A 14,100-nucleotide genomic window follows, 5' to 3' on the forward strand; every position below is an offset into this window, starting at 1 on the left:
TTTGAATACACTATAATCCTGTCTATTTTGTAGGATATACTCCAAAACAGACAACCCATCCTATTATTCAGGCATTTTTAAATGATAAAAAAAATAAACGCTCGAACTGAATATACAACACAGCTCAAAACCAATGATGTGATTGAGGCACCGTTATGGCTGCATTTCCGAGATGATCCTGCTTTATCCGTTTACCCTGAACATGGTCATGCGTGGGGCGAGTTTGTCTATGCATTTAATGGTGTGATGGAGGTTAATATTGAACAAATCAATTATATTACCCCGCCTCCTTATGGAATTTGGTTACCTCCCAATGTCAACCACAGCGGTTTAAACCGAACTTCTGTTTCACATGCAACTTTGTATATCCATGAATCTTTATGTGAATATCTGCCACAACAAGCAGGTATTCTTTTATCCTCACCGTTGGTATCTGCAATTTTACACCACCTCAAACAACACCCAATGGATGAGGCAGAACCTGAGTATTTACGGTTATTACAAGTATTATTGGATCAACTGCATCATGCAGAACGGATTGGAAGCTATTTACCGCATACAAAACATCCTGCACTTAAACAATTATTAGATTTTTTACATACCTGCCCTGCAGATAACAGCACTTTAGAAGATTTAGCCAAACGAATAAATATGACTGAACGTACTTTGGCACGTTTAAGTTTGAAAGAACTTTCCATGTCTTTGAATGAATGGCGACAACGTTTAAAAGTAATGAAAGCCATGTCGATGTTAGAAGATGGGAGAACAGTTGAAAATATTGCTTTGGATTTGGGTTATGCCAACGCATCCGCGTTTATTAATATGTTCAAACGCTGGATGAAAATTACACCCGACCAATTTAGGAAACTGCTACACCGTTGATTTAATTTATTTATCTATTGATTTAGACATATGACTTAGACATGAGCAATAAAATTGATAAAATCATGGATGATAAAAAAACGGATTAAAACATTGGCTTTAATCCGCTTAATCTAAATATGAATTAAAACTAAAAGCCTTACTTCACAAATGTTTTCCAAACAAAATCATGACTTTGACCATGTAAAGTCATGGTTAATTGATCACCTGAAGCCAATGCTGCAACACCTGCTGGCGTACCCGTCATCACCACATCTCCAGGTTCCAAAGAGAAAACTTGGCTAATATCTGCCAGTAAATAACCAATATCAAAAATCAATAATGAAGTATCCCCTTTTTGACGAACTTGATCATTCACAGCAAATTCAAACGTGATCGCAGACCAATCTTTCACTTCATCTAGACTGACCCAATCCGCAAGAACACATGCACCATCAAACGCCTTTGCACGTTCCCAAGGTTGACCTTTTTTCTTCAAGTCATCTTGTAAATCACGCAGGGTTAAATCCAAACCTAAAGTCACTGCACCAATCGCTTCCAATGCTTTTTCAGGATTGGTTTCAGCTTTTAAAGGTTGGTCTATACGCAAAGTCAATTCACATTCATGGTGACAATTGCCCCAATTTTCGTTCCAAGAAATCCCTTCTTCCAAAGAAATCAAGGTACTGGGCGGTTTGATAAATAAGACTGGACGATCTGGAATCGCATTACCTAATTCTGCGGCATGCGCTGCATAACTACGACCGACACACACAATTTTAGATGGACGTGTACTCATATTACTTCCCTATTATCTCATCACCAATAAATAACTTGACTAAAATCCATCAAATAACTTTGCGTTACGCTTATTTTTTAAATGTATTTACAAAGATGGATTGCTCGGTAGAAGCGTCAAATGCACGCTTCGGTACGATGATCACCGTACGATTTTTTAATTCAATCATATACGTCAGTTTACCTTCTGCAAATTTTTGTACATCTGCATAATGAAACGCTTGCTTCGGACGACCACTACTGAAAATTTCAGCATAATCCTGAAATAATTCAATACCTTGTTCACTTTTACCAAACTGATATTTTACAAATTGCTTTTTAAACATCATCGGTAAAAACCAATAACGCATGAGTATTTGTAAAATAAGGAAAAAACCACCTAAATAAACATAGTACTGACCCACGCCATCAAAACCAAGATAAATCCCCCATGCGATAATCCCGATACTGATCAAAGGTGTAAGCAATTGACTAATTTGCTTTTTACCAAAAGTAGCAAGCTTAAAACCGTCTTGAGACTCTTCCAAATTTAGATAATAACGTGCTGATAATGCAGGCTTAGTGTCTGACATAGTTGTTTCAATACTAATTCATTACGATGCCAAGATATTACACTAGATTTGAATCAGCATGATGCTTTTCGTCCTGAATTACAGAACACCTCTATTGTTATCTCGTAAATCATCTTAAAAATAACGCTCCCAGCTCCTGTATGGGCTCGAATAACAATAAAGGAACAAATGATGAACACTTTTCACGCAATTATTTGCCTTCTTCTTTTGAGTAGTATTAGCCCGATCAGTTTTGCAAAATTAATTTCTTGGACTGACAATATTCCTAGCGGGATAAAACCTTTTGATCATAATGCACAACAAGTAGCTGCAATTGCTCAAGATAATATTTTAATCTACTCACATCCTGCAGTAAAAACTGCCCTACCTACATTAAAAAGCAACACTCAACCCCTTGCTAAATTTTCAACAGCAGCCATTGTTGTCCCTGTAAATAGTCAGGATGTGGCTAAAATATTGGGCAATTACACGCAATATGTTGGATTATTTCCAACCTTAAAATCGGCAAAAGTTATAGAACAAGCTGGAAATATCAGCCAAGTCAAATACAGAATTTCTATCCCTACACCTATTCCTGTACTCAATTTTAACGAAGATGTGGTGTTTCAACATCAAATCGGACAGAACAGCATTTCTAGTTTGGTCATTGATGCACCTATTCCCTATGGCCTAGGCAAATTTGAATGGTTTAGTTTGGGGGATAAAAAGACTTTGATCACGCTGACCCAATGGGGAGATTTAAACCAACCCCAAGGCTTTTTATTTAAGCAAATCATATCGGCATTCCCAGAACTTAAATTAGGTGTTCCACAAACCACGAATGCTTTTATTTTAGAGGCGTTAAAAAACCGTTTGACTACAAAGAAAGTTACAGCACTGAATACAGGACAATTCCCGAATCCTCAGCTCAATAGTGCCCAAGTCAATAAAATCGCTCAAGTCAGTGCAAACTCACAACAGCCAATCAGTATTATTTTAAATCCAAGTACCGTACCTTATACGCATGGTCGTGAAACTTTACGTTTTACCACCACTTATCAATATTTTAAAACACCTCCGCAAAACATGCAGAAATGGACACAGCCCAAGTCTTATAAAGAGGTTTTCCCTAAACAAATTAAAAGCATCACCACCTCTGCGCTCAATCAGCAAGGTCAAGATGCTGAATTTAAAGTCAGTGTTAGCCTTGGTGTGATTAATATTCCTTTTGATTTTAAAATGCATTTTACTTACCCCAAACCTACTGAAAATAACTTCTATTCCAATGGTGGAGATTTACGCTTTTTAAAAGGTCAGATTCAATTTTTCCCACAAGGCAACGACACTTTATTAAAAATGACCACAACCATAAAAGTAGATGAAAAAGCACCCTTTTTACTCAGAGCAGCACGTAGCTTGCCCTATCATGAAATGCTACCTGCTGTAGGTGCAAATGCAATTTTTGTACAGAAAATTAAATAGTTGGGATCATTAGAGCGATTGAGATCGATGACAATGTGATTTTTCTAATTTGAAGATCAATATTTTTGAATGAATTTTTAGGCACAAAAAAACCGCTCATCAGCGGTTTTTTAATCTTTTATCAAGTGGTGCGCTCAGAGAGATTCGAACTCCCGACCCCTTAGTTCGTAGCCAAGTGCTCTATCCAGCTGAGCTATGAGCGCGATGTCTTGATGGGACGCATTATACGCCTTTTCACGTTTTTGTTAAGGGTTATTTTGGGGTTTATATACTGAATGTCTAGTATTTGGACGATCCATGTTTTGTATTGCAAATCAGAACAAGACTCTCTCAACTACTCCGCCGTTACAATATTCAGAATTTCCATACATTCAGCACAGAAAATCACGTATTCATTTTCAAGACTTTGAATTTTAAGCTCATAAACAAAACCTGTTAGAGTTCGATCGCAACCATCACATTGTTTTAATTCAAGATGACAAATGAAATCAATATGTTCATAAATATAATATCCATCTGTATATTTCTTCATGTTGTTATTTCACATGTCTCTATTCTTAGCTCTATTTTAGTGGTTTTAAATGAACAATATTACATAGAGAATGAAGATCACGACAAGTATCGACGCTTAATTGAGTTTCTAAAATAATTATAAAAAAATATCTAAACCAACCTTTATCTGCGTTATTGAACATTGAACTATCAAAACCTATTATTTAGATAAAATAGGCGATACATAAACCTCAGACACAAAAAAACCGCAATTAAGCGGTTATTTTTCATCTTTCGATGTATTCAAGTTGGTGCGCTCAGAGAGATTCGAACTCCCGACCCCTTAGTTCGTAGCCAAGTGCTCTATCCAGCTGAGCTATGAGCGCATACCTGATTGCCTATATAAAGGCTTCGTTACTTTTCAAATACTTATTAAACTGGTGCGCTCAGAGAGATTCGAACTCCCGACCCCTTAGTTCGTAGCCAAGTGCTCTATCCAGCTGAGCTATGAGCGCATCATAAGTATTCGTTGGCGGTGAGAGAGGGATTCGAACCCTCGATACAGTTACCCGTATGCATCCTTAGCAGGGATGTGGTTTCAGCCACTCACCCATCTCACCGTAACGAGCCGCCATAATACAAATTAAAACTCATTTCAGCAAGCCATCAACCTAAAAAAGTTATAGATTTTTGCTCAATTAAATACTTTTTAAACAATTTTCATCATTTTGTTGCTTTTTTATGCTTAAAACGCAGCTAATTAAATGAAAATTTAGAGAAATCCTCATAAACTCAAATTTAAACTGCATTATTGCAATCAATTACGTGCAGTCTGGCACTGTATGACTTATGCTAATCCTATCTTCTGACTAGAAACCAAATACATGATGAAAAATTGGGTCGATCCTGAAGCTAAAGCTGAAGCTGAACGTTATGACAATCCTATTCCAAGTCGCACGCTCATCTTAGAAATCATTGAGCAAAAACAAGAAGCGCTATCTCATGCAGATCTTGTAGAGCTACTTGAAATTGCTGATCAAAAGAGTATTGATGCGCTTAGCCATCGCTTAAGTGCCATGGTACGTGACGGTCAGCTCATGAAAGATGGTTTTAAATACCAGCTGATGGCCGATCAACCGACATTAGATGCAACTGTTTATATCAACTCAAAAGGTTTAGGTGTTGCCAGTTTAGATGGTAAAAAAGATGAGTTTTTATTGCCTGAACGTGAGCTACGTCAAGTCTTTCACGGCGATCGTGTCAAAGTCCAACAAACCTCTGTAGACCGCAAAGGTAAAGCTTGGGGTTATATTACTGAAGTCACGCAACGCCGAGTAAAGCAGTTGATTGGTAAAGTTGCAGAATTTGAGGGTGAATATTTCATTCAACCCGCAAATCCCAATGCACATCAACCGATTACCCTAGAAAAAGAACTCATTGAACATGCCAAAGCTAAATTGGGCGATGCGCTACGTGTAGAAATTGACGATTATCCAACTCGGGATGAATTTGCAACAGGCCATGTGATTCAGTCTATGGCAGATAAAGCAGATACTGAAATCATTATCCCGCAAACCATTTTAGAATATGGTTTGCCTTATGAATTCCCAGAAGAAGTTGTAAAAGAAGCTGAAAGTTTTAAAGAGCCTACAGCCAAAGACCATGCAGGGCGTATCGATTTACGTGATTTACCATTGGTCACGATTGACGGTGAAGATGCACGTGATTTCGATGACGCCGTTTACGCAGAAAAGCGCCCAGGCGGTGGTTATCGTGTTGTTGTCGCTATCGCCGATGTGAGCCATTATGTCCGTTCGGGCAAACCCTTGGACGATGAAGCACAAGAACGTGGTACCTCAGTGTATTTCCCACACTATGTATTGCCCATGCTGCCAGAAGCACTTTCCAATGGCTTATGTTCTTTAAATCCACGCGTTGACCGTTTGTGTATGGTGTGTGATTTGAATTTAAGTCGTGCAGGTAAAGTGACTAAATTTGAATTTTATCCATCGGTAATGCATTCAAAAGCACGTTTAACTTATACCCAAGTTGCACAATATTTTGACGGTGACAGTACGGCTGTTCCTGAAGATCGTAATGTGCGTAAGTCATTAAACACGTTGTATCAACTGTATGAAACTTTAAAAGGCTTACGTGCTGATCGTCATGCCATGGAGTTTGAAACGGTTGAAACGTACATGACTTTTGACGAGTTGGGTGGAATTAAAGAAATCCTACCTCGTTCACGTAACGTAGCGCATAAACTGATTGAAGAATGTATGTTACTTGCCAATGTAGCCGCAGCGGAATATTGCTTAAAGCATGATATTCCAATGTTGTACCGTGTGCATGAAGCGCCTGAGTTCTCACGTATTCAAAAAGTTCGTGATTTTGTAAAATTACTGGGCTTAAAATTCCCAGAACAACCGACTCAAGCGGATTATCAAGCCGTTATTGAAGCAACCAAAGACCGTATTGATGCACCAAGTATTCATGCGGTATTACTCCGTTCAATGATGCAAGCTTTTTATGGTGCAAAAAATGTCGGCCACTATGGCCTAGCTTATGAAGCGTATACACACTTCACTTCACCAATTCGCCGTTATCCTGACTTGTTATTGCACCGTGCCATTAAGGCACATTTAACACAAAAACCATCTCCTCTTTCAGGTGCTGCCTTAGATGATGCAGGAGAACATTTCTCTGCGACAGAACGTCGTGCAGATGAAGCTTCTCGCTCTGTCACCTCTTGGTTGAAGTGCCATTATATGCAACAGCATTTGGGTGAAGAGTTTGTGGGGGTGATTAGTGCCACAGCTGAGTTTGGTTTATTCGTCACACTCAAAGATTTATATGTCGATGGTATGGTGCATGTCAGCCAATTGGGCGATGACTATTTTGTTTTTGATCAAGCAAGTCAAAACTTGGTTGGACAAAATCGTGGTCAAACTTTCGGTTTGGGTGATGAAGTTAAAATCAAAGTTGCGGGGGTTAATCTTGAAGAACGTAAGATTGACTTTGAATTGTTACAACAGCTTTCTCATGCAGGTCGTGTCATCCGTAGCCGTGCGCCTCGTGTAGCGAAACCCACTGCAAAAGAAGAAGTTTTTTCTGACCGCCCAGCTAAAGTAAAATCTGAATCTGACGATGCAAAAGTCAGTGAAGATGGAGAACGTCCCATTCGCAAGAAAAAAGCCAAAGGAAAACCTAGTTCTTACAGCAAAAAGCCTAGTAAAAACACTGCAACAAAGCTTGAAACAAAGGCTAAAGATAAAGTGAAGAAAAAGGCCAAGGCTAAAAAGAAAAAGTCCAATGCAAAAGCAAAGGATGAATGATTTTTCATAACTTTGTTTGGATTTAAATTAAGAGCGCTTTGGCGCTCTTAATTGCTTCCAACCTTCAGGTGCAAATACAACTTTTAAACGAAAACACCAATTACCAAAAAATATAATGGCATTGATAGGGAATATTTATGTCGAGAGCTTTGCAGAAAATCCACATAAAGACGCATTGATTTAATATAGAATAATCAATATGATATAAAAAATCCAACTAATTACATGATGATGACTACCCGTCAAAAAGAATTATTTTTGATCATTACCTATTGCATACTATTGCTAACCGCTATTATTTTTCTCAAAGCTTTCAGTTTTACTCCAATACAGGGTTTAACTAAAATCAGTCTTTTTCTCGCTGTACTACTCAGTTTATTTTTCAATCTCTACCTCTACTTTGTCAGTATTAAAGCTCCTTTTAGCTCTGCCAAAAACCTAGCAACCATGATCTCTAAGCCATTTAGAATATTGGTTTATTGGCTATTATTTCCTTTATTTACAACTTACTTATTATGGACAGTCATTGGTGGCATTCTCCCTGCTCTTTACACGCAAGCATTTGGACAAACCTCATCACAAATCTATAATGGCACAGTAGATTCAACTTCTAGAAAATATTGCACGACACAATTTGAATTTAAATCACCACAATTGGATCATTTCTTCTTTCGCCAGTGCCTTAATCCTAAAGCACATAATTTAAAAGCATCCCAAAAAATTACAATTCATACAACAGTTCAATCTAGTCGTTTTGGAAGCAGTATCAAAAAAATATATTCAGTCGATCCTCAATAAAATTACCCAATCATCACTTGATTTCCCTCACCAAAAGCCCTACATCTATTGATAACTTAGTCAATAATTTGGTTTACACCACATGACATTAGAAAAAGCAACATTACCCGTTCCCCAATTTGATCAAATTAGCTTAGAGCAACTCAAACAAAATATTGAGCAAGCCATCCAAAATGGTCAGCATTTTTTAAATGGACTGACTCAAGTCCCAGACAACATTCAACAACAACTGCAAGTCTTGGAAAATATTGATACTTTAGAAAACAACATGAGTGAATGTTGGGGCATTCTGTCGCATTTTAATGCGGTCATGAACAATGCAGAAACCCGTGAAGTGTATCAATCACTGCTACCAAGTTTAAGTGAATATTACACACAACTTGGACAACACGTCCCTTTATACCAAAGCTATCAACATATTTATGACCATGTAATTTTTAGCGACTTACCAAGTGCACAACAAAGCGCCATTAAATTAGCCTTACGTGATTTCAAATTATCAGGTGTAGCCTTAGAAGGTGATGCTAAAAAACGCTATGCAGAAATTTCAGCACGCTTATCGCAACTGTCCTCTGATTTCTCAAATCATGTATTAGATTCAACTCAAGCCTATAGCAAACCATTAAGCGAAGATCAGTTGAAAGGCTTACCGCCAAGCAGTGTTGAATTATTAAAACAATATGGTCAACAACGTGAGTTAGACCAATCTGTTGCCACACTTGATATTCCTTCTTATTTGGCAATTATGACCTATGCTCAAGATCGTGAATTACGTGAGGAATTATACAAAGCCTATACCACACGTGCTTCTGATCAAGCGGGTGACCCACAATATGACAATGCATCTGTGATGGTTGAAATTCTCAGTTTACGTCAGGAAATGGCGAAACTCTTAGGTTTTGACAACTATGCTGAGTATTCACTGGCTTCAAAAATGGCGCCGAATGTAGCAACTGTAGAGAAGTTCTTGGTTGAACTTGCTGAACATGCTCGTGTTCCTGCTTTAAAAGAAATTGAGGAACTCAAAGCCATTGCCAAACTGGATGGTATTGATGAGTTACAACCGTGGGATAGCACCTATTATTCTGAAAAATTGAAAGTACAAAAATTCAATCTATCTCAAGAAGATTTAAAACCGTACTTCCCTGCGCCAAAAGTCATTCAGGGATTATTCAATGTGGTTCAGCGTTTATATGGTATCCATGTGGTTGAACGTGAAGCACCGCTTTGGCATGCCGATGCGCATTATTATGAGCTTGAAGATCATGGCAATGTCATCGGTGGTTTCTACTTCGATTTGTATGCACGCAATGGAAAACGTGGCGGCGCATGGATGAGTGGTTTCCGCTCTCGTATGCAAACAGAACATGGACTGCAAAAACCGATTTGCTATATGGTGGGTAATTTCACGCCACCTGTAGGCAACCAACCTGCTTTATTGACCCATGATGAAGTCAACACCTTGTTCCATGAGTTTGGTCATGGTTTACATCACATGCTTACAGAAGTGGATAATATTGCTGTTGCAGGTACACACGGCGTTGCTTGGGATGCTGTTGAATTGCCAAGCCAGTTTATGGAGTTTTGGACTTGGGACACTGAAAGTTTGGCTTTGATCAGTGAGCATATTGAGTCTAAAGAAACGCTACCTCATGACTTACTTTCTGCCTTATTGAATGCTCGTTTCTTCCAATCAGGTATGCAAAGTTTACGTCAGATTGAATTTGCATTGTTTGATTTAACGATTCATAAGCTCACTCCAGCTTTAGATACAGCGCAAATCCAAGCGACACTGGATGATATTCGTCATCAATATGCAGTCTTGCCAACAGCAAGTTACAATCGCTTCCAAAACAGCTTCAGTCATATTTTTGCAGGGGGGTATGCAGCTGGATACTATTCTTACAAATGGGCTGAAGTTTTAGCCAGTGATGCTTTTGATCGGTTTGAAAATGAGGGCGTTTTCAATACACAAACTGGACAAGCGTTTCGTCAGGCAATTCTAGCAGTTGGCGGAAAAGATACAGCACTTGACGCATTTATCAATTTCCGCGGGCGCGAACCAAAAATTGACGCATTATTACGACATCAGGGTTGGACGAATAACTAAACAACGCTTAAACTAACGGTCAGAATTGATTTAAGTTGTGGTGGGTATATGAATATTAAACGTCGTTTCATCGCTGGCGCAAAGTGTCCAAAATGTGAAGCGATGGATCGTATTGTTATGCTCACCCAAGGCGATGCTGAATGGATTGAATGCATCGAGTGTGGATACTCTGAAAATCGCCCTACACATGTAGATGCGCCTGAAGAACCGGCCACACCAGATGAGATTGGGGTTATTCAATTTAAGCCTCGTTCTTCAAAATAACTGGACCGAATAAAATGCGTATAGAAAGAGATAACTCTAAGTTAATATGGATCATTGCTGGGGCTTTATTTGCAATTGCCTTACTTATTACTGTACTTTTTTGGCTAAATAACGATCACAAAAGCAATCAAGCCAACGATCAATTTAACCAACCTGTAGCTGTAAAGAAAAAGCCTGAAGCTGTTACACCACCTATTGCACAACCGATACAGGAAGATACTTCTTCTACGCCAAGTAATGTCGAATTAGTAAATGCATCGATTGTCAAAGATCCAGTTCCTCAAAATGCAAGTCTTGCCAAAGAAGAAGTTGCTAAATTAGAAGATATTCAAAAACAATTAGATGAACAGCAAACCAATTTAAATTCACAACATGCGGATGCAGATCAACTCATTAAACTGAAAGAAGAACAAGTGAAATTACTTGAACAGCAATTGGCGCAGCAAGCCAAGGCTTAAAGGTTTTTTGTTTAAATCATTCTTTATTTTCAAAGTCTTAACATCATGTTAAGGCTTTTTAAAAACTACTAATAACAATCATTCAACCAAATAAATTTCACTTTCTTCAATATCTTGTTTTTCATCATTTAAAGTAGGCATTGTCACGAAAATAAAATCAGCCTTACTTACAATCTTGCGCACTTTTTTTCATAATATCCACAATATTTGCAATACAATAGATCGTGTTTAGCTGAACATCCTCGTGATCATAACTCCCCGAATGCTCATACCCATTGATCATAAACGTTGCTTTGGGTGTCCTCGTATTTGCCCGAACATCCTGCCCAGATTGGTAGCTAACCGTACCATCCCCACGTGAAGTGGGTTTGATGTCTAAACAAAATGTGGCTTTATTGGTTTTGGAAATTCGTGATTTCTCATCCAATAATATTTCTCTTACACCATCTTTTTTATAAGCATTCCCATTGAGATTATGTGCTTTAGAACCTTGTACCGTGACATTTGTATCATCTTCTTGGCCAGTTGAATCATCTGCTTGTTTATCTGTATTTTCTGATCGAGTAGTTTTTCTTTCCTTTACAATATCTGGGAGTTCAATTAAATTTTTCTTGCCATATAACCCCATCAATTCAATCAATTCTTGTTCAGAACTAATATTCAATACTTCCTGACAACGCCATACCACTTGACCAAAAGACTGGTGCTCTGTATCCGCACCATAATGCGCATAGGTATTGCTATGGTAGGAGTCTTTGATATGGTCATGTAACTTGCGAACTGCTTCGATATTTTTTACATATATATCAAAAATACTGTCATAACCATCCTGATCTATTTTTTTTGCTACCAATCCAGCAGGATCAATAAAATCAGCATTGATCATCGCCCACCAACTGTCTTTCCTTTGATAGATTTCAGTATAAGGGTCAGCTGTTTGAGGCAGTGAAGCGGTGATTTCACCTGTCGGCGTATTGGCTTTGAGAATTAACCATGCTTTGGGGTTTTTAGGGAAATCTATAGCATTGGAATAATTAGCAAAGGGCAATAACTCTAAACCACCTGGTGCGCTGGCCAATACCGCTGTTAAACGTTCTGAAGTATCACCAAACATCGGCGCAGTGAGCCAAGCTTTAAATTTATTGATAATGCCTGTAGATGCTTTCCAACCGTCCCAACCTACGGTTAAACGCTGATAAACCGCAGGTGCACCACTGGCAGGCATCACCCCATGTACCACTCCAGCAATTTTATCTTTGACTTTATCATTTTGGATCAATGCTCGAGCCACCAAGCCACCCATAGAATGAGTCACGATAATAAATTTCTTAAATTTTGCTGTGGGATATTCTTTTTTGACTTGCGCCATCACTTCATTATTTAAGCGATCTGCTATTTTATCAGCAGAGTTCATGTTGCTATCTAACCAATTATAACCACAAGCAAATACAGGAAAGGCATAATCAGCTAATTCTTCATGCTGTTCTAAATTTAACAGTTCAACAGCCTTGGTACTTGACCAATTTTTAAGTATGTCTTGTGTTTCCTTATTACCAGCATCAACGATTTTTTCCCATTCAGCAGTACCATTAAATTGCTCTTGTTGATGCTCACTTAGTTTCTTAAATGGATTATTCAATTGATTTTCCAAGTAGATCAACACTTTGGCATAGCCAATGGTAATCACTGAGCCCCAGCCACGCGCTCTTGCAATCTCTTCAGTGATATACGGTAACTGCTTTTTATTTAACTTAAGGTCACCGTCATAACCCACTGTAGTAGTTTCAGGATTTAGATCAATTTGGCGCTGTCTAGCATCCCTTCTTCTATATGCCAACAATGTTGAAAGTCCTGGATACCACACTTCCTTATCATTTTTATCTTTTAAATTTGATCCCATAATCCCCGGAATAAAAATAATCGGAACCACATATTTCACTGGTGCAGGTATTTCACATTCCGTTTTAACACTATTTGGTGTGGTGTGTGACACATAAGAAACATTTCCCGACTTGTGAATGGTTTCATAAGCATCATGCGTATAAGCATTATTTGACATTTTATTCTCAGTTATTTTTAGTTGGTTTTAAAATTTACGTATTGTTTTTATGATTGATTCATACAATTGCAAGGCTTCCACTTGATATAAGCTACTTGTTTCATTGCCAAATGAGCGATGTGCAGTATCAACCTCAAGACTAATCAGTGGATCTGTGTTATCATTCGCTGTTCCTGCATGTTCCCATAAAGCACTAATACCATCACGTCCTTTCATTTTTTCAACACCAATCCACTCTTGTGCAGTTAAATATTCCGTATTCTTTTCACCCTTTCGAATATTGCCCTTATTGATTTGACGCTCACTTTGCCCCACTTCTCTTAATTTTTTCTCTACTCGTGGAATCAGTGATAATACCGCCTCATCATTAGACTCTGATTCAAAACGTAAAACGACTGTTGGATAGTCTTTAAACCTAAAACCCAGTGTTTGTATGCTATACCGGTACTGCTTCTTTTCATCTCGAATAAACCCCATATAAATACATTGCCCAGCCTCTTTTGGAATTTCATGTTCAGGACGATAACGTAAATTTTTGACTAGATTTTGAATAGCTTCACTACTCTTTTCAATTCTTTTAGGTGAATCACTATGCCCACCTTTTATTAAAAACAAGGACTTTTTATCAAGTACAAAGCCAAAAACATCAAAGGGAATTATTTCCTTATCAGCTAGTTTTCCTTTTATAATTTTAGTGCTGCGACCTTCAAATTGTTGTACTTGAGGATCTTCAAAGACTTTACTGCCTCCTTCAGAATATTCTTTTCTCACTTTTTGAATCGCAGCATCAAAATCTTGACGTGTGGCATTTTCTTTCACAGTTATAGTAAAAGAATCATATTTATCATATCTTTCCAATGGATTGGCTTCGGCGGGAATCTCTACGGCATAG

Annotated in this window: 12 protein-coding genes and 4 tRNA genes; 7 read left to right on the forward strand and 9 right to left on the reverse strand. The window is 38.1% G+C overall.

Features of this window, described 5'->3' with window-relative positions; translation table 11 throughout:
* Positions 1-84: 84 nt before the first annotated feature.
* Positions 85-882, forward strand: coding sequence for an AraC family transcriptional regulator (locus D7V20_RS13280; RefSeq protein WP_407923956.1), 798 nt, complete (start codon positions 85-87; stop codon positions 880-882).
* 139 nt (positions 883-1,021) lie between these two features.
* On the opposite strand, the gene D7V20_RS13285 is transcribed toward D7V20_RS13280, so the two are convergent.
* Together D7V20_RS13285 and D7V20_RS13290 are read right to left on the reverse strand one after the other, a co-directional pair.
* Positions 1,022-1,660: a fumarylacetoacetate hydrolase family protein gene (locus tag D7V20_RS13285; RefSeq protein WP_120384681.1), complete on the reverse strand. Its 639-nt coding sequence runs from the start codon at positions 1,658-1,660 to the stop codon at positions 1,022-1,024.
* Between the two features lie 70 nt (positions 1,661-1,730).
* The gene (locus D7V20_RS13290) at positions 1,731-2,231 is read right to left on the reverse strand and encodes a YcxB family protein (RefSeq protein ID WP_120384682.1); all 501 of its coding nucleotides are present in this window, start codon (positions 2,229-2,231) and stop codon (positions 1,731-1,733) included.
* Positions 2,232-2,402: 171 nt separating this feature from the next.
* Between D7V20_RS13290 and D7V20_RS13295 the strand changes: the two genes are divergently transcribed.
* Positions 2,403-3,692: an SRPBCC family protein gene (locus D7V20_RS13295; protein WP_120384683.1), complete on the forward strand. Its 1,290-nt coding sequence runs from the start codon at positions 2,403-2,405 to the stop codon at positions 3,690-3,692.
* 126 nt (positions 3,693-3,818) lie between these two features.
* On the opposite strand, the gene D7V20_RS13300 is transcribed toward D7V20_RS13295, so the two are convergent.
* The 5 genes from D7V20_RS13300 to D7V20_RS13320 all read right to left on the reverse strand — a co-directional run bounded on the left by D7V20_RS13300 (position 3,819) and on the right by D7V20_RS13320 (position 4,804).
* Positions 3,819-3,895, reverse strand: a tRNA-Arg gene (locus D7V20_RS13300).
* Between the two features lie 131 nt (positions 3,896-4,026).
* Positions 4,027-4,224: a hypothetical protein gene (locus D7V20_RS13305; RefSeq protein ID WP_120384684.1), complete on the reverse strand. Its 198-nt coding sequence runs from the start codon at positions 4,222-4,224 to the stop codon at positions 4,027-4,029.
* 269 nt (positions 4,225-4,493) lie between these two features.
* Positions 4,494-4,570 (reverse strand) — tRNA-Arg (locus tag D7V20_RS13310).
* Positions 4,571-4,622: 52 nt separating this feature from the next.
* Positions 4,623-4,699: transfer RNA gene (locus D7V20_RS13315), tRNA-Arg, on the reverse strand.
* Between the two features lie 15 nt (positions 4,700-4,714).
* A tRNA-Ser gene (locus D7V20_RS13320) sits at positions 4,715-4,804 on the reverse strand.
* A 264-nt stretch (positions 4,805-5,068) separates the two neighbouring features.
* Here D7V20_RS13320 and rnr point away from each other — a divergent pair.
* The 5 genes from rnr to D7V20_RS13345 all read left to right on the forward strand — a co-directional run bounded on the left by rnr (position 5,069) and on the right by D7V20_RS13345 (position 11,149).
* Positions 5,069-7,519 (forward strand): ribonuclease R, encoded by a 2,451-nt coding sequence (gene rnr / locus D7V20_RS13325; RefSeq protein ID WP_120384685.1) that lies wholly within the window; start codon positions 5,069-5,071, stop codon positions 7,517-7,519.
* A gap of 225 nt (positions 7,520-7,744) precedes the next feature.
* On the forward strand, positions 7,745-8,317 hold the full coding sequence (locus D7V20_RS13330; RefSeq protein ID WP_120384686.1) for a hypothetical protein: 573 nt from the start codon (positions 7,745-7,747) through the stop codon (positions 8,315-8,317).
* Positions 8,318-8,399: 82 nt separating this feature from the next.
* On the forward strand, positions 8,400-10,427 hold the full coding sequence (locus tag D7V20_RS13335) for a M3 family metallopeptidase (protein ID WP_120384687.1): 2,028 nt from the start codon (positions 8,400-8,402) through the stop codon (positions 10,425-10,427).
* 54 nt (positions 10,428-10,481) lie between these two features.
* Positions 10,482-10,691 (forward strand): YheV family putative zinc ribbon protein, encoded by a 210-nt coding sequence (locus tag D7V20_RS13340; protein WP_171057646.1) that lies wholly within the window; start codon positions 10,482-10,484, stop codon positions 10,689-10,691.
* Positions 10,692-10,705: 14 nt separating this feature from the next.
* Positions 10,706-11,149 carry a hypothetical protein gene (locus D7V20_RS13345; protein WP_120384688.1) on the forward strand — a complete coding sequence of 148 codons (444 nt, stop codon included), beginning with the start codon at positions 10,706-10,708 and terminating at the stop codon, positions 11,147-11,149.
* 163 nt (positions 11,150-11,312) lie between these two features.
* On the opposite strand, the gene D7V20_RS13350 is transcribed toward D7V20_RS13345, so the two are convergent.
* Positions 11,313-13,208: an esterase/lipase family protein gene (locus tag D7V20_RS13350; RefSeq protein WP_120384689.1), complete on the reverse strand. Its 1,896-nt coding sequence runs from the start codon at positions 13,206-13,208 to the stop codon at positions 11,313-11,315.
* A gap of 27 nt (positions 13,209-13,235) precedes the next feature.
* The coding region (locus tag D7V20_RS13355; RefSeq protein ID WP_120384690.1) for a T6SS immunity protein Tli4 family protein at positions 13,236-14,100 on the reverse strand (865 nt) is incomplete at its 5' end.

The sequence above is a fragment of the Acinetobacter rongchengensis genome (assembly GCF_003611475.1).
In the GTDB taxonomy this organism is placed as follows: Bacteria; Pseudomonadota; Gammaproteobacteria; order Pseudomonadales; family Moraxellaceae; genus Acinetobacter; species Acinetobacter rongchengensis.